This is a genomic window from Rhodanobacter sp. sgz306013, from assembly GCF_057031145.1.
Map to the genome: position 1 here is coordinate 297,070 of NZ_JBXCIJ010000002.1, position 19,967 is coordinate 317,036.

A 19,967-nucleotide genomic window follows, 5' to 3' on the forward strand; every position below is an offset into this window, starting at 1 on the left:
GCAGCCCCGGCCTCACGCCCGAATCCACCGCCACAGCTCGCCCCACGTGGGCTTTTTGCCGTACATCAGGATGCCGGTGCGGTAAATGCGCGCGGCCAGCCACACGCAGCCCAGCAGGCCCAGCACCATCAGGCCCAGCGACAGCGCGAGCTGCAGCGGCGGCACCGCGGTCATCGACCAGCGCACCGGCATGGTGAACGGCGCGAAGAAGGGAATGAAGGACATCGTGGTGCCCAGCGCGCCCGAGGGATTGTTGATCAGGCCGAACATCGACATGAAGCCGACCAGGATGCTCATCGTGACGAAGACCGCGTACTGCTGGGCATCCTGGATGGTGTTGCACATCGCGCCGATCGCCGCGTACAGCGAGCCGTAGATCAGGAAGCCCAGCGCGAAGTAGAGCAGGAACACCACCAGCAACGCCGGCGGCATGGTGGGTATGGCGAACTTGCCCGCGGCGGCGCCCATGCCGAACGCGCCAGCCAGGTGCGGGCCCTGTGCGCCAAGCACGAAGGCCGTACCCACCCATATCCCCATCTGGGTCAGTCCGACCAGTCCCACGCCCAGCACCTTGCCCATCAGCATCTGGAACGGGGTGAGCGAAGAGGTGAGCACCTCCATGATGCGCGAGTTCTTTTCCTCGATGACCGAGGTGAGCGTGCGGCTGCCATAGGAAATGATGGCGATGTAGAGGAGGAAGCCCATCGCATAGGCGAGCGCGAACGAGGACTCGCCGCTCTGCCCGGTCAGCCTGCCGTCAGTGACCTTGGTAGTGTCCAGGTCGGCGGGTGCCATCGCCCTGGCGACCAGCGAGGGGTCCACGCCGGCATGCGCCAGCCGCACGCCGGCCAGCGCCTTGGAAATGTCGCGCTGCAGGCGGTTCATGCCCTCGGGCGAGCTGACGTTGTCGCCGTAGTAGCGCAGCTTGCCGCTGGCCAGGGTGTTCGCGTCCAGCACCAGCACGCCGTCCCAGCCGTCCTTGCGGGTCTTGCCGGCAAAACCCGTCGCGGCGATCAGGCCGTCGCGCACCCGATCGAGGTTCGCGGCGTCAGTGGGGAACAACGCCACTTCATAGCGCGGCACGGCCGCCTTGCCGTCGCCGATGGAGGTGGCCTTGAGCGCGTCCAGCAACGGCTGGCCCAGGCCGCTGCCGGAGGCGTCCACCACCGCCACGCGGCTGGTGTGGTCGCCGCCGCTCATCAGCAAGGCCGGCAGCACCGCCATCGCCAGCATGAACACCGGCAGCAGCAGGGTCGAGATTAGGAAGGCCTTGGTGCGCACGCGCTCCACGTATTCGCGGCGGATCACGGCAAGGGTCTTGTTCATGCGGCGGCTCCGGCGACGACGGGCAAGGGCGCGGCATCGGGGTCGGCGCCGACCTTGGCGACGAAGATGGCGTGCAGCGAAGGCTCCACCACCTCGAAACGCCGCAGGCCCACGCCGGCGACGACCAGCGCGGCGAGCAACTGTTCGGGATTCGCGCCGTCGGCCATCTTCAACTCGGCGCTGGCGCCGTAGTCGTCCAGCCGCGCCACCAGGCGCGGATCGGCAAGCACGGCATCGGCGTGCTGGCGGTCGTGGGCAAAGCCCAGCGCCACGTGGCGGCCGCCGAAGTCGGCCTTGACCTGCGCCACCGTGCCGTTCACTACCAGCCTGCCGCGCGCGATGATCGCCACGCGGTCGCACATGCGCTCGGCCTGCTCCATCGCGTGGGTGGAGAACAGCACGGTGCGTCCGCTGGCGGCGATCTCCACCACGATGTCCTTCATGGTCTGCGCGTTGATCGGATCGAGCCCGGAGAACGGCTCGTCGAGGATCACCAACTCCGGCTCGTGCAGCAGCGCACCGGCGAACTGCACCTTCTGCTGCATGCCCTTGGAGAGATCCTCCACTTTCTTCTGCGCCCAGCCGGCGATGTCGAGGCGCTCCAGCCACGCCTGCGCGCGGCGCTTCGACTCGGTGCGCGCGATGCCTTTCACTTCGCCGAGGAAGACCAGGTGGTCGAGCACCTTCATCTTCTTGTAAAGGCCGCGCTCCTCGGGCAGATAGCCGATGCGCGCCGACAGGTCGCGGCTGTTGCCGCTGGCCCCGAACAGGGCGATGCGGCCCTCGTCCGGCGCCAGGATGCCCATGATCAGGCGGATCGTGGTGGACTTGCCGGCACCGTTGGGGCCGAGCAGGCCGTAGATGCCACCGGACGGCACCTGCAACGACAAATCGCTCACCGCGGTATGTCCGGCGAACCGCTTGGTCACCGACTCGACGCTGACGCTGGACGTGGACATGCGACTCCCCCCGCCTGCCTGGGCCTCTCCGGCCCGAAGCCACGCAACTTAGCATGCGCCCCGCGGCAGGCAAGCCCGTGGCAGGCCTCCGACGCGCCCGGCTCTCCGCCCCCGCCGTTCCGGCCGATGCACTTCACGGATATTCGTCGTTCATCCTGCCAATCCGACCCGGGTCTATCGTGGCCGCGCCATGCGCCGCATGGCCAACCCAAGTCGAGGTTACGTCATGAGCAAGACCATCACCGCTGCCCTGATCACCGCCGCCCTCGCGCTGCCGGCCTCGCATGCCCTCGCCACCCCGCAGCACAACGGCGGCGGCCACACCCCGCCCGGCCAGTCCATGCCCATGAACCACGATGCGCATGGCGATGCGGTGTCCGACGCCGCGCACATGGCGAAGGCGGACGACACCAAGATCGGCAAGGCTGTCAGCCCGGTCGCCAACGACAAGAACAAGGGTAAGCACGCGGCCAAGGGCCACGCCAAGACCCATCACACGCACTGAGTTTTCCGCGCTCCGCCTGCGGCAGGGGCCGGATCGCGCGATCCGGCCCTGCACCTCGATGATCCCGTTCGCCCGCGCTCAATGCGTCCCGCGCCCGCGCCCGAAGCGCGGCAGGTTCCAGCCATAGCGCAGCGAGACGAAGCGCAGCGCGAAGCACAGCAGGATAGGCAGCCAGGTCGCCCACAGCGCGGGCCAACCGAGCCGCTCGCCGATCACCGCCAGGGCGGCGCCGACACCGGCGGCGGAAGCATAGATTTCCTTCTGCAGCACGCTAGGCACGCGTGCCAGCAGCACGTCGCGGGCAAGCCCGCCGCCGATCGCGGTCACCATGCCGAGCAGGATCGCCACTTCGGCGTTGTCGCCGTGGAGCAGCGCCTTGTGCGCGCCGTACACGGCGAACAGGCCCAGGCCCATCGCATCGAACAGGCGCACCGGGTAGGTCAGCCGCTCCACCTGGCGATAGGCCATGATGGTGGCGAGCGCGGCGACCGCCGCGGTGAACAGGTAGCGCCAGTCGGACAGGCCCGCCGGCGGGATCGCGCCTATGCACACGTCGCGTGCGATGCCGCCGCCACAGGCGGTGACGAAGGCAATCACCAGGATGCCGAACAGGTCGAGGTTGCGGCGCCGCGCCGCGATGGCGCCGCTGATCGCGAACGCGAAGGTGCCGGCCAGGTCGACGAGGTTGAACAGCAGTTGCTCGTTCATGCAGCTGGCCCGGGCAGGCATGCCGACGGCGCGGCGATGCCCGCCATTGAACCAGCTTTAGTTCAACCGGCGCGAGACCGCGAAGAACATCAGGTTGCCCAGGCCGGTGGCGCCCGCCAGCACGGCGATCATGCCCGGGGTGACATCCTGCCAGCCGAACCACTGGATCAGGCCGAAGCCCAGCGCCACCGACAAAAGCACGATGCCCCAGCGCAGCGAGGAATGGCGTCGGCGCAGCTCCTCGTCGCGCAGCACCGAGCTGACCAGCTCGGCTGAACCGCCGGCGTCCAGCATGCGCCGGCGCGTTATTGCGTCCACGCAGACCTTGATGGCGTAGGTAATGCAGACAAACAGTGCGACCGGGACCACTATGCCGGGATTCATGGGTACCTCCGTGACGGAAAAGGAAAATGACGAGTTTCGGGGATATGGATACAGCCCACCGGCCAACGGTTGCAGCCGGCCCGTTGCAACCGTCGCGCGCCCACGCGTATCTCTTGCGCCATGGATGACGCCCATTCCTCCGACCGCGCCCTGGTCGACGCCGCGCTGGCCAACCGGCCAGGCGCGTTCGAACGCCTCGTGCGCGAGCACCAGGGACTGTGCTGGCACATCATCCAGCGCATGGTGCGCAACCCGGAGGACACCCGCGAGTTGTGCCAGGACACCTTCCTGCGCGTGCACCAGTGCCTGCACCAGTATCGCGGCGAGAGCGCACTGAAGTCCTGGATCGGCCGCGTGGCCTACACCATCGCCCTGCGCCACCTGCAACACAAGCGCATCCCGCTGGTCGAGGCGCACGACGATGAAGGCACGCCGCTGACGGAAAGCGTGGCCGACGACTTCGACCTCGAAGCCGCCTGTGCGGATGCGGAAATCGCCGGACACCTGCACGAAGCCATCGAGGCGCTGCCGCCGCTGCAGCGCACCGTGCTGACCCTGTACTACCTCGAGGAAAACACCATCCCCGAGATCGCCCACATCACCGGGCTCGCCAGCGGTACCATCAAGAGCCACTTGTTCCGGTCGCGCCTGCGCCTGCGCGAGGCACTGGAAGCCCGGACGGGAGTTGTTGCATGAACCACGATCTTCCCTCCTTCGACGATCCCGCCCGCGAGCGCGAATGGCAGGCACAGGAACGCGCCCTCGAAGACGAGCGCGCGGGCCTCGATCCCGCCGCCACCGATGCCCGTACCGGCCGCTACCGCATGGTCGCGCGCGTGCTGCGCGAACCCCTGCCCGTGCTGCTACCAGAGGATTTCGCCGCGCGGCTGGCGGCACAGGTGGCCGTCGCGCCGGCCCGGCAGCGAGCCGGCGCGCCGCGCCTCGAGTCCACCCTGGCGAGCGTGCTCGCCGCCGTGCTGCTGCTGGCCGGCGGCGTGGCGCTGGCGTACTACGGCAACGCATGGTTGCCCGCCTTCCGCGGGCTGCTGCCGGCCTCCGGCACGCCGGCGACGGGCTGGATGCTGGCGCTGGGCGGCTGCCTTGGCGCGTCCTGGCTGCTGGGGCTGTGGCAGCGGCACGCGCACGGCCTGGCCATCTGAACCGGCAGGCCCCGCACGCGCTTCGACCGCGGACCGGGCGATCGGCTACGCTTCGCAACCGCCCGCCCGCGCCGGAGATCCCATGCACCTCGAACTGCCGAACACCCGGCTGGCGTCCTTCCGGGACTTCGCCAAGCACTACCTGATGATCGTGCTGAGCATCCTCACCGCGCTGGGACTGGAGGCGTGGATCGAGCACGCGCACCACGTCCAGGCAGCCGCGCAGGCCAACCTGCACATCCGTACCGAACTGCTGGCGAACCTGGCGGACATACGCAAGTCGATCAGGACCAACGAGGAACTGCTCGCCCCGTTGCAGCAGCTCGACGAATCCATCGCCAAGGACATCCGCGGCAACCTGCCCGCCGCGACGATCAATCAGCTCATCCAGGCACAAAAAGATGCCTACAAACTGAGCATCAACTGGCCGACGTTCGCCTCGCAATCCTGGGACGTGGCCGTGGCCAACCAGTCGGCCAGCTGGATCGATGCCGCCCAGCTGCGCAACTATTCCGAGGCCTATGCCAACCTGCGTGAAACCTCGGACTGGTTCTCGCACGACGGCATCGCCCTGCTCGACGTACCCGCCATGGAACGCCTGCGCACGCGCATCGACTTCGGCGCGCCTGTCGACCCGCTGGAGTTCGTTGGCACCGTGAACCAGATGCTGCACACCTCATTGGAAGCGCAGTCGCATCTCAAGCAACTGGAAAACCATCTGGTCGCCGAGCTCGGCAAGGGCGCGGAAAGCGGTTCGCACGGCTGAGCGCACCGCAGGCCTCCGCCGCGTCGCACGCCACCGCCGGCCGGGCAATCGGCTACGCTTCACGGCCGATCCAGCTTTCGTCGGAGCCCCCATGCACATCGAACCACCGAACACCCGGCTGGCGTCCTACAGGGACTTCGCCAGGCACTACCTGATGATCGTGCTCAGCATCCTCACCGCGCTGGGGCTGGAGGCGTGGATCGAGCATGCCCACCACGCGCATGCAGCGGCCACCGCCAGCATGCAGATCGAGGCCGAGATCCGCAGCAACCTGGCCGAGGTCGACACGGATGCGCAACTGGACGCCGCGCAGCTGCAGAAGCTGGACGCGATCCGCAGCGCGGTGATCCAGGACCTCAAGTCCAACGCGTCCGACGATGCGGTACGCAAGCATATCCTCGCCCTGACCAGCGGCGGCTTCGACTTGAAGATGCAGTTCCCGACGCTGCGGCACGAGGCCTGGGACGTGGCAGTGGCCAACCAGTCCGCCAGCTGGATCGACCGCCCCCGCATGCAGCGCTACTCCGCCGCCTACGCCAACGCGCGCGACAGCGTCACCCTGATGCGCGAGGACACCGCGATCCTGATGAACGGCACCGGCATGGTGGACACCATCGCCGACCTGGATACCGGCCACGTCGAGCCGCACCAGTTCCTGCACGTGGTCAGCCAGATGCGGGCGATGATCGACCAGACCACGCAGAATCTGCGCATACTCAAGAAGCAGCTGGAGGCCGCCCTGCCGGCGACGCCGCAGCATGACGCCGGGAGCGCCACCCACGCCTGACGATCAGAGCTCCAGCACCGCGTCCAGCCCGCGGTGCACGCCGACAAGGCCCGGCACCTTGCGGATCGCCAGCAGCGCACCGTCCACATAGGGTCTGGCGCTGCCGCCGGCGTTGTGGCGGATGCTCAGGGTCTGGTCCGGCAGGCCGAAGATCGTCTCGGCGCCCAGCACGAAGCCGGGCAGCCGCACCGCGTGCACCTGGCTGCCGGCCAGGGTGCCGCCGCGCGACTCGCGCAGGCCGCGGATCTCGTCCAGCGGCACTTCCAGCTGCGGCTGGCGCACCTTGCCCATGCGCGTGGCCAGTTCGCGCACGGTGCCGCTGGGTGCGTCCGGCTTGCCGGCATACGCGTAGTCGATGATCTCCCAGTGCGGAAGGATCTTCGCCGCCATTTCCGAGAACTTGATCAGCAGCACCGCGGTGAGCGCGAAATTGCCGCAGGCGAGCACGCCGCGCCCGCGCTCGCGCGCTGCGGCGTCGATTTCGGCGTAGTCGTCGTCGCCCAGGCCCGAGGTGCCCACCACCACATGTGCGCCATGCCCCAGCGCGGCGAGGATGTTCGCCCGCGCGGCGTCGGGATGGGTGTATTCGACGAACACGTCGCAGGACGCGGCCAGCGCCTCGGCCGCGGTGGCGAATACCGGCGTGGCGATCGCGGCATCGCCCAGCGCCGCGCCCAGGGACTGGCCGGCATACCGAAGCGACACCGCGGCAACCAGTTCGAGATCCGGGCTGGCGGCGATGCCCCGCGCCAGTTCCGAACCGGCCCAGCCGGTGGCGCCGGCGAGACATACCTTCAGCGTCATGGTCACCTCGCAAGCCGTTGTCGCTCGCCGATGCGTGGCGGCCACCGGCTTCCATGGAATACGGAGCCGGAATGGTATCCGTGCAGAGCCCCGGACGTCATGCCGCCGTCCCGGACCCGGTCGATCCGCTACGCTTTGCAGGTTCCTGCCGCCATTGGAGCTGCCATGCACCTCGAACCGCCGAACGGCCGGCTGGAGTCCTTCAGGGATTTCGCCAGGCACTACCTGATGATCGTGCTCAGCATCCTCACCGCGCTGGGGCTGGAGGCGTGGATCGAGCATGCGCACCACGCGCACGCGGCCGCCGTGGCTAATGCGCAGATCGAGGCCGAGCTGAGTGCGAACCTCGCCGACATCCGCAAGATGCACGATGCCGACGTGCAGCGCCTGAAGGCACTGACCCAACTCGACGATTACCTGATCCAGGCCGTGAAGGACGGCACCGACGCCGCAGCCATCAGGCAGCACGTCGATGCGCTGACGAAGGGCCAGATCTATCTCGGGCTGTTTTTGCCGGAGATGCGCCACGAGGCCTGGGATGTGGCTGTCGCCAACCAGTCGGCCAGCTGGATCGATGCCAGGCGCCTGCGCCGCTACGCCACGATCTACGCCGACCAGGGCGAATTCGAACGGCGCATCGTGTTCAATACCAGCGTCAACCTGCAGGGCTCGCGGATGAACGACGTCGATGCAGGGCTGAAGGCCGGCACGATCCAGCCGATCGAGATGATGAATGCCGTGAATTCCATGGATTCCTCGATAGGCGACACGATTGTCGCGCTGGACTCCCTGGAACGAGCCTTCAGGCTTGAGCTGCCCGACCTCGTCGCGGCGGCGCCCGTTCCGTCCGCGCGCTGAATACCGCCCCGCCCTCACGGCTATTGGCGCCTGCACGAAAAAGCCCGGCCGATGCCGGGCTCTTCATGAATCGCACGAGGCCTATTTCTTCTTCGGGATGTAGAGGTCGGTGATGGTGCCTTCGTAGACCTCGGCCGCCATGCCCACCGACTCGCCGAGCGTGGGATGCGGGTGTACGGTGAGCGCGATGTCAGCCGCCTCGGCACCCATCTCAACCGCCAACGCCAGTTCGGAGATCAGCTCGCCCGCATTCACGCCGACCACGGCGCCGCCCACGACGCGATGGGTTTCTTCGTCGAAAATCAGCTTGGTGAAACCCTCGGTACGCGCGATGCCAATGGCGCGGCCCGAGGCCGCCCAAGGGAACTTGCCCACGCCGACCTTGAGGCCCTTCTCCTTCGCCTCGCGCTCGGTGACGCCCACCCAGGCCACTTCCGGGTTGGTGTAGGCCACCGACGGAATCACGCGCGCGTCAAAGTGCGCCTTGTGGCCGGCCGCGACCTCCGCCGCCACGTGCGCCTCGTGCACCGCCTTGTGCGCCAGCATGGGCTGGCCGACGATGTCGCCGATGGCGAAGATGTGCGGCACGTTGGTGCGCAGCTGCGTGTCGACGTTGATGAAGCCGCGCTCGGTCACCGTCACGCCGGCCTTGTCCGCGCCGATGTTCTTGCCGTTCGGTGAGCGACCCACCGCCACCAGCACGCGGTCGAACACGCTGGTGTCGGGGATGCTCTCGCCCTCGTACTTGACCTCGATGCCCTTCTTGCCGGCCTTGGCCTCGGTGACCTTGGTCTTGAGGTGGATGCCCTTGACCTTGCCGCCAAGGCGCTTGGCCAGCGGCTTGACCAGATCGGCGTCGGCGCCGGGGATGATCTGGTCCATGAACTCGACCACGGTCACCTCGCTGCCCAGCGCGGCATACACCGTGGCCATCTCCAGGCCGATGATGCCGCCGCCGACCACCAGCAGCTTGCCGGGCACGTCCTTCAGCTCCAGCGCGCCGGTGGAATCCACCACGCGCGGGTCGTCCCACGGGAACGCGGGCAGCTTCACCGACTGCGAGCCGGCGGCGATGATCGCCTGCTCGAAGCGGATGAGCCTGGTGCCTTCGGCCGTCTGGACTTCCATCTCGTGCGGCGACACGAACGTGCCCGTGCCAGTCACCGTGCGCACCTTGCGTTGCTTGGCCATGCCGGCCAGGCCCTTGGTGAGCTGGCCCACCACACCGGCCTTGAAGTCGCGCAGCTTGTCGATGTCGAGCTTGGGCTTGCCGAAGCTGACGCCGTGCGCGGCCATCGCCTCGGCCTCGTCGATCACCGCCGCGGCATGCAGCAGCGCCTTGGAGGGAATGCAGCCCACGTTGAGGCAGACGCCGCCGAGGGTGTCGTAGCGCTCCACCAGCACGGTGTCGAGGCCGAGGTCGGCGGCACGGAACGCACCCGAGTAGCCGCCGGGGCCGGAACCGAGCACGACGAGCTGGCAGGTGATGTCAGGGGTGCGGCCCGAGGCGCTGGCGGCTTGCGGCGCTTTCCCCTCTCCCGCCGGGAGAGGGTGCCCCGAGAGGGCGGGTGCGGGTGCGGGTGCGGGTGCGGTCGGAGCGGCAGGCCTGGCTTCGCCCGGACCCTCACCCCCGGCCCCTCTCCCGGCGGGAGAGGGGAGCGAGGCGCCCTCGGTCTCGAGCACCAGGATCACGGCGCCCTCGGAAACCTCGTCGCCCACTTTCACCTTGAGTTCCTTGACCGTGCCGGCGGCGCTAGCCGGCACTTCCATCGTCGCCTTGTCCGACTCCAGCGTGATCAGGCTCTGTTCCTTCGTCACGGTGTCGCCGGCCTTCACCAGCACCTCGATCACCGGCACGTTGTCGTGGCCGCCGATGTCGGGAACCTTCACTTCGATCATGTTCGCCATGGGTTGTCCTTGAATCGCGATGCGGGGAGGTGGCGCCTGCGGCAGCCCCTCACCCCAACCCTTCCCCTCGCCAACCTGCCAAGAGGAAGGGGAAGACAAAAGTCAGAGCAGCAGGCGGCGGATGTCGCCGAGCTGCCGCGCCACGAACACCGCGAAGCGGGCGGCGAGCGCGCCATCGATCACCCGGTGGTCGTAGCTCAGCGACAGCGGTAGCATCAGGCGCGGCGCGAACTCCTTGCCGTTCCACACCGGCTTGATCGAGGCCTTGGAAACGCCGAGGATCGCCACTTCCGGCGCGTTGACGATGGGTGTGAACGCGGTGCCGCCGATGCCGCCCAGCGAACTGATCGAGAAGCAGCCGCCGGACATGTCGTTCGGGCCGAGCTTCTTGTCGCGCGCCTTCTTCGAGATCTCGCCCAGTTCGCGGGCCAGGTCGAGCAGGCCCTTCTTGTCCACGTCGCGGATCACCGGCACCACCAGGCCGTCGGGCGTGTCCACCGCGATGCCGACGTGGAAGTACTTCTTGAGGATCAGCTTCTCGCCGGTCTCGTCCAGCGAGGCGTTGAACTGCGGGTATTCCTTCAGCGCCGCCACCACCGCCTTCATCTGGAACACCAGGGGCGTGATCTTGAGCTCCTTGTTCTCTTCGCCGAGCTTCTTGCGGAAGGCCTCCAGCTCGGTGATGTCGGCGTCCTCGTGCTGGGTGACGTGCGGGATCATCGCCCAGTTGCGCGCGAGGTTGGCGCCGGAGATCTTCTGGATGCGCGAGAGCGGCTTCTCTTCCACCGGGCCGAACTTGCTGAAGTCCACCTTCGGCCACGGCAGCAGGTTGAGCCCGCCGCCCGCCGCCACCGGCGCACCGCTCACCGGCCGCGCGCCGGAGGCGAGCGCATGCTTGACGTAGGCGCTGATGTCCTCGCGCACGATGCGGCCGCCGCGCGCGCTGCCCTTCACCTGGTGGATGTCCACGCCCAGCTCGCGCGCGAAGGCGCGCACCGCGGGACTGGCGTAGGGCGCGTCGCCCGGCATCACGATGTTCGCGTCGAACGGCGGCCGCGCCTGCGGCGGTACATCGCCCTCCGGCGCGTGGCCCGGTTCAGCGCGGCGGGCAGCCGGCGCGGGCGCTTCCGCCTGCGGGGCTTCGGCCTTGGCCGGTGCCGGCGCCGGTGCCACGGGAGCCGGTGCGGCGGCGGCGCCCTCCGCGCTCTCGATCAGCGCGATCAGCGCGCCCTCGGAGACCTCGTCGCCCACCTTCAGCTTCACTTCCTTCACCGTGCCGGCGAACGGCGCGGGCACTTCCATCGTGGCCTTGTCCGACTCCAGCGTGACCAGGCCCTGGTCCTTCGTCACGGTGTCCCCGGCCTTCACCAGCACCTCGATCACCGGCACGCCCTCGTGGCCGCCGATGTCGGGCACGCGGGCCTCGCGCACGCCGCCGCCGGACGCGGCCTTGGGCGCCTCGCTGCGGGCCGGCTCGGCTGCCTTCGCCGGAGCGGGGGCCTTCGGCGCTTCCGCGGGCGCGGGCGCCGCAGCCGGCTTCGCGGCGGCACCATCGGCCTCGATCAGCGCGATCACCGCGCCCTCGGAGACCTCGTCGCCCACCTTCAACTTCACGTCCTTCACCGTGCCGGCGAACGGCGCGGGCACTTCCATCGTGGCCTTGTCCGACTCCAGCGTGATCAGGCTCTGCTCCTTCTCCACCCGGTCGCCGGGTTTGATCATCACCTCGATCACCGGCACGTTGTCGTGGCCGCCGATGTCGGGTACGCGGGCTTCTTGGATGTCGGCCATGGTGTCTCCTGCGAATGGCGAAGGCAGGCCGCGCAAGGGGAGAAGGAAGGCGGCCGCAAGGCTTCCATCATAGCGAACGGGGACCCGCAGCGGCAGCTTTTGGCGCGTCCCGGCGCGCATGCGCATACGTATGCACGGCGTGACGAAGAGCCCATGACGTGAGGCCCATGCGCCCCTGTGGCGGTCCGACCACACTGCCGCCATCCGCCCATCACCGCCCGCGGCGCAAGGGAATACATGCTCAGCATCCGCAGCCTGTCCAAAACCTACGCCAACGGCGTGCGTGCGCTGCGCGACATCTCGCTGGACATCCCCAACGGCATGTTCGGCCTGCTGGGGCCGAACGGCGCGGGCAAATCGTCGCTGATGCGCACCATCGCCACGCTGCAGGACCCGGACGAGGGCACGATCCGGCTCGACGACATGGACCTGCTCGCCGACAAACAGGCCACGCGCCGCCTGCTCGGCTACCTGCCACAGGAATTCGGCGTGTACCCGAAAGTCTCGGCCGAGGCGATGCTGGACCACTTCGCGATGCTCAAGGGCGTGGTCGCAAAAGGGGAACGGCGCGAGCTGGTGGAGGCGCTGCTGCGCCAGGTGAACCTGTGGGACGTGCGCAGGCGCAAGCTGGGCAGCTACTCCGGCGGCATGCACCAGCGCTTCGGCATCGCCCAGGCGTTGATCGGCGATCCGCGACTGGTGATCGTGGACGAACCCACCGCCGGCCTCGACCCCGAGGAACGCAACCGCTTCCTCAACCTGCTCGCCGAGATCGGCGAGCGCGTGGTGGTGATCCTCTCGACCCACATCGTGGCGGACGTCACCGACCTCTGCCAGCGCATGGCGATCATCGGCCAGGGCCAGCTGCTGCTGGCGGGCGAGCCGCGCGAGGCGATCCGCGCCATGGAAGGACGGGTCTGGCGGCGCACCATCGACAAGGCTGCGCTGGACGGCTACCGCGCCCGCATGAACATCCTTTCCACTCGCCTCGCCGGCGGCCGCACGCTGCTGCACGTGCTGGCCGACGACTTGCCCGGGGAAGGTTTCGAACCGGTCGCGCCCGACCTGGAGGACGTGTACTTCGGCCACCTGCGCGCGCAGGCCACCACGCACGCTGCCTGAGGCCGCGTCCGCCGGGAAGGAAACCATGTTCTTCGAAATCCTCCGCTTCGAGCTGCGCCAGCAACTGAAGGCGCCGCTGTTCTGGATCATCGCCGCCGCGTACGCCGCCATCGCATTCGTCCTCGGCAGCACGGATGCGGTCGTCGCGGGCGGCGCCAGCGGCAACGTCCTGCGCAATGCCCCGCTGGTGACCGTGCGCCTGCTCAGCGGGCTCACGCCGTTGTGCCTGCTGCTGGCCGCCGCTTTCGTCGCCGGCGCCGCGCTGCGCGATTTCGATCTCGGCACGTCCGAACTGGTGTTCTCCACGCCGCTGCGCAAGCGCGACTACCTGGGCGGGCGCTTCACCGCCGGCGTGCTGGTGATGGTCGCGATCATGCTGCTGTGCGCGCTGGGCCTGGCGGTGGGCGGCAGCATGCCCTGGATCGATGCAACGCGGCTGGGCCCACCCAGCTGGCACGGCTACGCCTGGGCCTTCGGCGTGATGGTACTGCCCAACCTGCTGTTCATCGCCTCAGTGCTGTTCCTGCTCGCCACCGCCACGCGTTCGCTTCTGGCCACGCTGATCGGCGTGATCGCCTTTCTGGTACTGATCTCGATCGCCAAGCTGCTGACCCAGGACGTGAACAACCACGTGCTGGCGGCGCTCCTAGACCCGTTCGGCGGCCGCACGCTGCAGATCGTCACGCGCTACTGGACACCCGAGCAGATCAACCGCCAGCTACCGCCGCTGGCCGGCCTGCTGCTGTTCAACCGGGTGCTGTGGGGCGGCGCCGCGCTGCTGCTGGCCGGTACTGCGTTCGCGCTGTTCCGCAGCGACCGCGAGGGCCTCCGGCTGCGCCGGCACGTGCGGCGCGCCGAACCTCCGCTGCTGCGTCCAGCCACCATGCCCGCCACGCTGACCCTGCCGGCGGTGCGGCTGTCCGACGGCTGGCGAGCGCGGCTGGTCCAGCTGCAGCACCTGCTGGCGTTCGACGCCTGGAGCGTGCTGCGGGGCGTGCCGTTCCTGGTGATGCTGGTGTTCGGCATGGTCAACCTGGTGTTCTCGCTGGCGCTGTCCGGGCGCGCCTACGGGACCGCCACGTACCCGGTGACGCACGATGTGCTGCAGCTGGTCGCCGGCAGTTCGCAATGGCTGCTGTACATCATCGTGATGTTCTACGCCGGCGAACTGGTGTGGCGCGAGCGGGCGCAGCGCAGCGCCGAGGTCAGCGACGCGTTCCCGCTGCCGGACTGGATCGCCCTGGCCGCGAAACTCGGCGCGCTGCTGGCGGTGATCGCGACCTACCTGCTCGCCGGCGCGGCGCTCGGCATCGGCTGGCAGCTGGCCCACGGCTACACCCGCATCGAGCCGGGGCTGTACCTCGGCACCCTGGCGCTGCAGGCAGTCCCGTTCGTGCTGCTGGCGGTGCTGGCGCTGTTCCTGCAGGTGGCCACCAACAACCGCTACCTCGGCTACCTGCTGGTGATCCTGTGGTTCGTCTGCCAGCTCGCATTCCCCTGGCTGCACTGGGACCACAACCTCTACAACTACGCCGCCGGGCCCGACGTGCCGTATTCGGACATGAATGGCTTCGGCCACTTCCTCGTCGGTGCGCTGTGGTTCGACGCCTACTGGTCCTGCCTCGCACTGGCGCTGCTGGTGCTGGCCGCGCTGCTGTGGGTGCGCGGCACCGGCCAGGGCTGGCGCGGGCGCCTGCGCGAGGCCGTTGCACGGCTGCGTCCCGCGCTGGTGGCGGTGCTCGTCGCTGCGCTGCTGGGCTTCGCCGCGCTGGGCGGCTGGATCTTCTACAACACCAACGTGCTCAACCGCTACGAGAACGGCGCGGCGCAAAAGCGCGATCAGGCCGACTACGAGAAGCGGTACGCCAGATACGCCAGCCTGCCACAGCCGCGCATCACCGCGGTGCAGGCCGACGTGGACATCCATCCGTACCAGCGGCGATTGCGCATCCGTGCGCACTACACCCTGGTCAACAAGCACGACGTGCCGGTGACCGAACTGCTGGTCAACTACGCCGAAGGCTTCGCGCCAAAGGCGCTGACGTTCGCCCCGCACGACACGGTGGGCTTCGACCCGCGGCTAGGCGTGGCCATCTACAGGCTGAAGACGCCGCTGGCACCCGGCGCCTCGATGCCGTTCGACTTCGACATCAACTACGCGCCCCGGGGCTTCACCAACGGCACCGGCGAGACCTTCCTGGTGCACAACGGCACCTTCTTCAACAGCAGCAAGCTGCCGCAGTTCGGCTACCAGACCGGTCGCCGGCTCACCGACCGCAACGACCGCCGCAAGTACGGCCTCAAGCCCGACGTGCCACGCATGCCGCCGCTGGGCGATGAGACGGCGCGCGCCAACACCTATCTGTCCAGCGATGCGGACTGGATCAGCTTCGATACCATCGTCTCCACCGCAGGCGACCAGATCGCGCTGGCGCCCGGCACGTTGCAGAAGGAATGGACGGAGGGCAACCGCCGCTATTTCCACTACACCATGCTGCGCGATGGCCGACAGCAGCCGATGCTGAACTTCTTTTCATACCTCTCCGCGCGCTATGCGGTGAAGAGCGTGGAATGGAAGGGCGTGGCGATCTCGGTCTATTACGATCCCGCGCACGCCTGGAACGTGGACCGCATGATCGAGAGCGCCAAGGATGCGCTGGACTATTGCGACAGCCACTACACGCCGTACCAGTTCAGGCAGCTGCGCATCCTGGAGTTCCCGGGCTATGCCTCGTTCGCACAGTCCTTCGCCAACACCATCCCGTACTCCGAATCGATCGGCTTCATCGCCGACCTGCGCGACCAAAGCAAGATCGACTACGTGTACTACGTCACCGCACACGAGGTGGCGCACCAGTGGTGGGCGCACCAGGTGATCGGCGCCAACATGCAGGGCTCGACCATGCTCAGCGAGTCGCTGGCGCAATACAGCGCGCTGATGGTGATGAAGCGCAGGTACGGCGCCGGCCAGATGCGCAGGTTCCTGAAATACGAGCTGGACAGGTACCTGGCGGGGCGCGCCACCGACAAGGTCGCCGAGGAGCCGCTCGCGAAGGTGGAGAACGAGCAGTACATCCATTACGACAAAGGCTCGCTGATCTTCTACGCGCTGCAGGACTACGTGGGCGAGGACCGCCTGGAGGCGGTCCTGAAGCAGTTTCTCGTCGACAAGGGCTTCCAGCAGCCGCCCTACACCACCTCGAAGGAGTTCATGGACGCGCTGTCCGCCGCGCTGGGGCCGAAATGGCAGCCGCTGCTGGACGACTTCTTCTGGAAGATCACCTTGTTCGACGACCGCATGCTCGACGCCACCGCGAAGAAGCTGCCCGACGGCAGATACGAAGTGACGATGAAGGTACATGCGGGCATGGCCTGGGCCGACGGCAACGGCAAGGAGACCAGGGTCACCCCGAACATCCCGATCGCCGTCGGCGTGTTCGCAGCGTCGCCCGGCGACGGCAGGGACGGCAAGCCGCTGTACCTGGAGAAGCGCGTGCTGCCCGACGGCGACAGCACGATCACCGTGACCGTCGACGGCAAGCCCGCGATCGCCGGCATCGACCCGTACAACGAGCTGATCGACAAGGTGCCGGACGACAACCGCAGGGCGGTGACGGTGCGGTAGGGGCTGGTGGCTTGGGCGCGTTTGCGCCTGGACCTTTTGGAATGGGCCGCCCTGTTGGCGCGGGTCTGTACCTGTGCAAGCGACAAAGCAGCTTGGTTGTTATGGGCGTGCGATTGGATTCTCACGCCTGTTTGTTCGTGTTTCGGCAAGCGACAAAGCGATTTCGTCCACCTGCCGTTGGCCGAGTCACTTTTCTCTGCATGGCCAGAGGAAAGCAACCAAAAGAGAGGCCACCCCGATGGCACGCCCTCCAGGCATCCTGCCTTCAGGGTGCGCGGGCGGGTGGCGGGGCTTTTGACGGCACCTCCTGTGCCGGCGAAAAACTGGCCGGCATCCCTGCCGACCCTCCTGCGGACTTTCCGCCCCCGCCCACCGCGCCATAAGGGCCCCGGGTAGAGCAGCGCGCACCCGGCGCGCAGAAGCAACTGCAACAGCACCCCACCCCAAGCCCTCCCCTGCACGCAGGGGAGGGAAACCGCAACTCGCGAGCTCGCGGGGCTCCGCGGTTGCTGTTGCGCTGTTGCTTCTGGCGCGCACGATGCGCGCCTGCTCTTCCGGGGCCCCTCGGCAGCGGTGAGGCTGGGACGATCAGGCCGCGTAGCCGGCGAGACCATGGATGGTCTCGCCTTTTCGCGCGGGCAGGAGCCCGCTCGAAAAGCCCGGCCCCGCTTCACGCACTTGCCGGGCAGGACGCCCGGCAAGCGCCACCTGGGGGTGTCGTTTCCTATTGGCTACTTCTCCTTTGGACAAGCAAAGGAGAAGTAGCTCGCCCACCGACAGGTGGGCGAAGCCGCTCTGTCGCTTGCGACAGCCACTCGAAACCGCTTTGAAACTCGCGTGAGCAGAACAAGAGCCATCCACGATCGGACAAGAGGCAAATCACCAGCACGCTGCAGGCATCACTTCTCCACCTGGACCACGCTCACCTCATGCGCCGTCGTCGGCAGGCTGAGCTCGCCGGCATCGATGCGCTGTTTCACCGCGCGCAGCAGCGCGGTCTGCGCGACCCAGGCATCGCCGCTCTTCACCCAGCCGCGCAGCACCAGCGTCACGGTCTGGCCGGCAATGCCTTCCACCCACACGCCCGGCGCAGGCTCGGCCAGCACCAGTGGCTCGTCCAGCAGCACCTGCTGCAACGCAGCCATCGCCTGTGTGAGGTCGTCGCGCCAACCCACGCCGATCTTAAGGTCGACCCGCCGCGTGCCGCGGCGATTGAAGTTGAGGATGGCGTCGCCGCCCACCTTGGCGTTTGGCACGACCGCTTCCCGGTTATCCGGCAGCACCAGGTGGGTGTACATCAGGTTGATGCTCTCGACCGTACCGTCGATGCCGCCCGCGGTGACGTAGTCGCCCACCCGGAACGGCCGGAACATGATCAGCAGCACGCCCCAGGCGAGGTTGGACAGCGAGCCCTGCAGCGCCAGGCCGATCGCCAGGCCGGCAGTACCCAGCGCGGCGACCATCGGCGCCGGCGACACGCCCAGCGCAGCGAGCGCCATCGCCACCAGCACCGCGACCAGTACGCCGTAGATCAGGTTGCGCAGGAAACCGCCCAGGGTGTCGTCCACCTTCGCGCGGCGCAGCGCGCGTTGGCTGAAATTCGCCAACCGTGCCGCTAGCCAAGCGCCGAGCAGCAGAATCAGCAGCGCGCCGAGCAGCCGCGGACCGACATTGGCCGCTATGGCGTACAGGTCAATGGCAGCAAGGTGCTTCAACAGTTCGTGCATGGCGATCGCCCGGAAAGACTGGCAACGAGCCTAGCAGCCAGATCGTGTGTGCCGCGTCCCTGCCCTCGCAAGCGCCATCCAAAAACGCCCATAGCGATTGTCGACACTGCGTAGCGATGGCCCGGAAGGCCACCGGCAGGGAAAGCAGTCGAAAAAAAAGCCGCGGGCGGCATCACGCCGGGCGCGGCATGTGACCGTGCGGGGAGCGCACGGATTTGGGGGTATCAGCGCGCGGCGACCTGGTCGCCGGCACTGCTCTGGCTGTCCCTGCCCTGATGGTCCCGATTGTCCGTCAACAGCTGCAGCGGCCGGCCGTCGGCCAAGCGGAAACCGAACTGCCGCTGCAGGGCGTCCAGTTCCGCCAGACGCGGGCAGATCGCCTTGGCGCGCGCTTCCAGCCGCCCCGAACGCACCTTCATCTCCTTCTCCATCGATTCGTCGATCGAGTCCGCGCGCGCCTCGAGCTCGCTGGCGCGCCCGGTGAACAGCGACCACATCACGCTGCGCGTGACCGCGCTGGCCAACTGGTTGCTGGCCGCGGTAACCGGCTGCTCGATCGCATCGGCGAAGTCCTGCTGGCTCCAGTGGTCGGCGCCGATGCTTGCCTCCATCCCGCGCAGCGCCTCCATCCGTGACCGGTTGAGTTGGCGCACCAGCACACCGCGATGGTGCCGGCTGCCGCCCAGCGTGGCAGCCACCGTGGCCAGCGCGTCGAACGCGATGTCCACCGCCTCGTGTGCGACGCCGGCCATCTCGGGCAGCAGGCCACGCATGTCCGCTTCGTAGCGGCGCAGCCGCACCGCGTCGTCCGCCGAAACCGCGACCGCCCGACCGTCGACGCGCAAGGTGCCGTCATGCATGAAGACCTCCCCAGGCCGCGCGCTGCTGCGGCTGAAGTCGATGCCCGCCGGAGTCACCTGCACGTCGAAGCTGCTGCTGTACCCGCACTGGTTGCCCTGGACGCGCACCTCGGCGGCCTGCGCCTGCAGGCCGAAGGCGAGACCGGTGGCGAGGATGAGCGTGGCGACTCCGCAGAATCTGGACATGGAAACCTCCCGGGCGCCGGCCCCATGGCCCGATGCAGGCCTGGATGCGCCGCCCCCCAGCTAGGTTTGACCGAGCGGCCCGCGGCGGCATGCGCCATGCGTCATGCCCTGCCATCAGTAACGGTTTGCGCTGCGCGAAACGGTCAGCGGCTGCGCTCGTCGATGTCGCTGACGCGGCCGTCGACCAGGGTGACCACGATCACCCGGCCATCGCGGCGGTATTGCCATTGCTCGCCGCGCGGCGCTCCCGCGGAAGCGCTGCGCACGCGCTTGCCGCGACGGCTGCCGCTGCGGGAAGCGCCCTGGTGCGACTTGTGAGAGGGCTTGCCTAGCAGGGCTGTCACCGTGGCCGCGCTGTCGCCCACGACCAGCACGCGATTGCCCACGCGCAGGCTGTCGGAGGCGGCGGCGCCGGTGGCGCGGGCGAGAAGGGCGCAGGCCAGCAGACCGGCCAGGAAGCACCGATTCAGGAAGTAGCGATGCATGACAGG

The 19,967-nt window shown here is 68.2% G+C and carries 18 protein-coding genes; 8 read left to right on the forward strand and 10 right to left on the reverse strand.

Going from position 1 to position 19,967, the window contains the following annotated elements; translation table 11 throughout:
• Positions 1 to 12: 12 nt before the first annotated feature.
• Entirely contained in the window at positions 13 to 1,326 is a 1,314-nt protein-coding gene (locus tag AC2EWF_RS06370; RefSeq protein ID WP_483638527.1) for an ABC transporter permease, read from the reverse strand.
• On the reverse strand, positions 1,323 to 2,285 hold the full coding sequence (locus AC2EWF_RS06375; protein WP_483638528.1) for an ABC transporter ATP-binding protein: 963 nt from the start codon (positions 2,283 to 2,285) through the stop codon (positions 1,323 to 1,325). The genes AC2EWF_RS06370 and AC2EWF_RS06375 overlap by 4 nt, the downstream gene beginning before the upstream one ends.
• Before the next feature lie 226 nt (positions 2,286 to 2,511).
• Between AC2EWF_RS06375 and AC2EWF_RS06380 the strand changes: the two genes are divergently transcribed.
• Positions 2,512 to 2,790 carry a hypothetical protein gene (locus tag AC2EWF_RS06380; RefSeq protein ID WP_483638529.1) on the forward strand — a complete coding sequence of 93 codons (279 nt, stop codon included), beginning with the start codon at positions 2,512 to 2,514 and terminating at the stop codon, positions 2,788 to 2,790.
• Between the two features lie 78 nt (positions 2,791 to 2,868).
• Here AC2EWF_RS06380 and AC2EWF_RS06385 read toward each other — a convergent pair whose 3' ends face one another.
• Both AC2EWF_RS06385 and AC2EWF_RS06390 read right to left on the reverse strand, forming a co-directional pair.
• A complete protein-coding gene (locus AC2EWF_RS06385; RefSeq protein WP_483638530.1) occupies positions 2,869 to 3,498 on the reverse strand; it encodes a trimeric intracellular cation channel family protein in 630 nt (209 codons plus the stop codon).
• 57 nt (positions 3,499 to 3,555) lie between these two features.
• Positions 3,556 to 3,882, reverse strand: a complete 327-nt coding sequence (locus AC2EWF_RS06390; RefSeq protein WP_483638531.1) for a hypothetical protein — start codon at positions 3,880 to 3,882, stop codon at positions 3,556 to 3,558.
• Between the two features lie 120 nt (positions 3,883 to 4,002).
• Here AC2EWF_RS06390 and AC2EWF_RS06395 point away from each other — a divergent pair, with 120 nt between their 5' ends.
• The 4 genes from AC2EWF_RS06395 to AC2EWF_RS06410 all read left to right on the forward strand — a co-directional run bounded on the left by AC2EWF_RS06395 (position 4,003) and on the right by AC2EWF_RS06410 (position 6,595).
• Positions 4,003 to 4,578, forward strand: a complete 576-nt coding sequence (locus AC2EWF_RS06395) for an RNA polymerase sigma factor (protein WP_483638532.1) — start codon at positions 4,003 to 4,005, stop codon at positions 4,576 to 4,578.
• On the forward strand, positions 4,575 to 5,042 hold the full coding sequence (locus tag AC2EWF_RS06400) for a hypothetical protein (RefSeq protein ID WP_483638533.1): 468 nt from the start codon (positions 4,575 to 4,577) through the stop codon (positions 5,040 to 5,042). Before AC2EWF_RS06395 ends, AC2EWF_RS06400 begins: the two co-directional genes overlap by 4 nt.
• A gap of 82 nt (positions 5,043 to 5,124) precedes the next feature.
• The gene (locus tag AC2EWF_RS06405; protein WP_483638534.1) at positions 5,125 to 5,808 is read left to right on the forward strand and encodes a hypothetical protein; all 684 of its coding nucleotides are present in this window, start codon (positions 5,125 to 5,127) and stop codon (positions 5,806 to 5,808) included.
• Positions 5,809 to 5,899: 91 nt separating this feature from the next.
• Positions 5,900 to 6,595 (forward strand): hypothetical protein, encoded by a 696-nt coding sequence (locus AC2EWF_RS06410; protein WP_483638535.1) that lies wholly within the window; start codon positions 5,900 to 5,902, stop codon positions 6,593 to 6,595.
• Between the two features lie 3 nt (positions 6,596 to 6,598).
• Here AC2EWF_RS06410 and dapB read toward each other — a convergent pair whose 3' ends face one another.
• Positions 6,599 to 7,399, reverse strand: a complete 801-nt coding sequence (gene dapB / locus AC2EWF_RS06415) for a 4-hydroxy-tetrahydrodipicolinate reductase (RefSeq protein WP_483638536.1) — start codon at positions 7,397 to 7,399, stop codon at positions 6,599 to 6,601.
• A 165-nt stretch (positions 7,400 to 7,564) separates the two neighbouring features.
• On the opposite strand from dapB, the gene AC2EWF_RS06420 reads away from it, so the two are divergent.
• Positions 7,565 to 8,257, forward strand: a complete 693-nt coding sequence (locus tag AC2EWF_RS06420) for a hypothetical protein (RefSeq protein ID WP_483638537.1) — start codon at positions 7,565 to 7,567, stop codon at positions 8,255 to 8,257.
• Between the two features lie 81 nt (positions 8,258 to 8,338).
• Here AC2EWF_RS06420 and lpdA read toward each other — a convergent pair whose 3' ends face one another.
• Positions 8,339 to 10,165: a dihydrolipoyl dehydrogenase gene (gene lpdA, locus AC2EWF_RS06425; RefSeq protein WP_483638538.1), complete on the reverse strand. Its 1,827-nt coding sequence runs from the start codon at positions 10,163 to 10,165 to the stop codon at positions 8,339 to 8,341.
• A 102-nt stretch (positions 10,166 to 10,267) separates the two neighbouring features.
• Positions 10,268 to 11,956 carry a dihydrolipoyllysine-residue acetyltransferase gene (gene aceF / locus AC2EWF_RS06430; protein ID WP_483638539.1) on the reverse strand — a complete coding sequence of 563 codons (1,689 nt, stop codon included), beginning with the start codon at positions 11,954 to 11,956 and terminating at the stop codon, positions 10,268 to 10,270.
• A gap of 237 nt (positions 11,957 to 12,193) precedes the next feature.
• On the opposite strand from aceF, the gene AC2EWF_RS06435 reads away from it, so the two are divergent.
• Both AC2EWF_RS06435 and AC2EWF_RS06440 read left to right on the forward strand, forming a co-directional pair.
• Positions 12,194 to 13,078, forward strand: coding sequence for an ABC transporter ATP-binding protein (locus tag AC2EWF_RS06435; RefSeq protein ID WP_483638540.1), 885 nt, complete (start codon positions 12,194 to 12,196; stop codon positions 13,076 to 13,078).
• Positions 13,079 to 13,103: 25 nt separating this feature from the next.
• Positions 13,104 to 16,703 (forward strand): ABC transporter permease/M1 family aminopeptidase, encoded by a 3,600-nt coding sequence (locus AC2EWF_RS06440; protein ID WP_483638541.1) that lies wholly within the window; start codon positions 13,104 to 13,106, stop codon positions 16,701 to 16,703.
• Between the two features lie 899 nt (positions 16,704 to 17,602).
• On the opposite strand, the gene AC2EWF_RS06445 is transcribed toward AC2EWF_RS06440, so the two are convergent.
• From AC2EWF_RS06445 to AC2EWF_RS06455, 3 genes are all read right to left on the reverse strand, one after another.
• A complete protein-coding gene (locus tag AC2EWF_RS06445; protein ID WP_483638542.1) occupies positions 17,603 to 18,430 on the reverse strand; it encodes a mechanosensitive ion channel family protein in 828 nt (275 codons plus the stop codon).
• A 224-nt stretch (positions 18,431 to 18,654) separates the two neighbouring features.
• Positions 18,655 to 19,476 (reverse strand): DUF2884 family protein, encoded by an 822-nt coding sequence (locus tag AC2EWF_RS06450; RefSeq protein ID WP_483638543.1) that lies wholly within the window; start codon positions 19,474 to 19,476, stop codon positions 18,655 to 18,657.
• A 143-nt stretch (positions 19,477 to 19,619) separates the two neighbouring features.
• The gene (locus AC2EWF_RS06455) at positions 19,620 to 19,961 is read right to left on the reverse strand and encodes a DUF2845 domain-containing protein (protein WP_483638544.1); all 342 of its coding nucleotides are present in this window, start codon (positions 19,959 to 19,961) and stop codon (positions 19,620 to 19,622) included.
• Positions 19,962 to 19,967: the final 6 nt, after the last annotated feature.

Coding starts and splice junctions, on each gene's coding strand:
- AC2EWF_RS06370 (WP_483638527.1), bottom strand. CDS start 1,326: ATGAACAAGACCCTTGCCGTGATCCGCCGCGAATACGTGGAGCGCGTG.
- AC2EWF_RS06375 (WP_483638528.1), bottom strand. CDS start 2,285: ATGTCCACGTCCAGCGTCAGCGTCGAGTCGGTGACCAAGCGGTTCGCC.
- AC2EWF_RS06380 (WP_483638529.1), top strand. CDS start 2,512: ATGAGCAAGACCATCACCGCTGCCCTGATCACCGCCGCCCTCGCGCTG.
- AC2EWF_RS06385 (WP_483638530.1), bottom strand. CDS start 3,498: ATGAACGAGCAACTGCTGTTCAACCTCGTCGACCTGGCCGGCACCTTC.
- AC2EWF_RS06390 (WP_483638531.1), bottom strand. CDS start 3,882: ATGAATCCCGGCATAGTGGTCCCGGTCGCACTGTTTGTCTGCATTACC.
- AC2EWF_RS06395 (WP_483638532.1), top strand. CDS start 4,003: ATGGATGACGCCCATTCCTCCGACCGCGCCCTGGTCGACGCCGCGCTG.
- AC2EWF_RS06400 (WP_483638533.1), top strand. CDS start 4,575: ATGAACCACGATCTTCCCTCCTTCGACGATCCCGCCCGCGAGCGCGAA.
- AC2EWF_RS06405 (WP_483638534.1), top strand. CDS start 5,125: ATGCACCTCGAACTGCCGAACACCCGGCTGGCGTCCTTCCGGGACTTC.
- AC2EWF_RS06410 (WP_483638535.1), top strand. CDS start 5,900: ATGCACATCGAACCACCGAACACCCGGCTGGCGTCCTACAGGGACTTC.
- dapB (WP_483638536.1), bottom strand. CDS start 7,399: ATGACGCTGAAGGTATGTCTCGCCGGCGCCACCGGCTGGGCCGGTTCG.
- AC2EWF_RS06420 (WP_483638537.1), top strand. CDS start 7,565: ATGCACCTCGAACCGCCGAACGGCCGGCTGGAGTCCTTCAGGGATTTC.
- lpdA (WP_483638538.1), bottom strand. CDS start 10,165: ATGGCGAACATGATCGAAGTGAAGGTTCCCGACATCGGCGGCCACGAC.
- aceF (WP_483638539.1), bottom strand. CDS start 11,956: ATGGCCGACATCCAAGAAGCCCGCGTACCCGACATCGGCGGCCACGAC.
- AC2EWF_RS06435 (WP_483638540.1), top strand. CDS start 12,194: ATGCTCAGCATCCGCAGCCTGTCCAAAACCTACGCCAACGGCGTGCGT.
- AC2EWF_RS06440 (WP_483638541.1), top strand. CDS start 13,104: ATGTTCTTCGAAATCCTCCGCTTCGAGCTGCGCCAGCAACTGAAGGCG.
- AC2EWF_RS06445 (WP_483638542.1), bottom strand. CDS start 18,430: ATGCACGAACTGTTGAAGCACCTTGCTGCCATTGACCTGTACGCCATA.
- AC2EWF_RS06450 (WP_483638543.1), bottom strand. CDS start 19,476: ATGTCCAGATTCTGCGGAGTCGCCACGCTCATCCTCGCCACCGGTCTC.
- AC2EWF_RS06455 (WP_483638544.1), bottom strand. CDS start 19,961: ATGCATCGCTACTTCCTGAATCGGTGCTTCCTGGCCGGTCTGCTGGCC.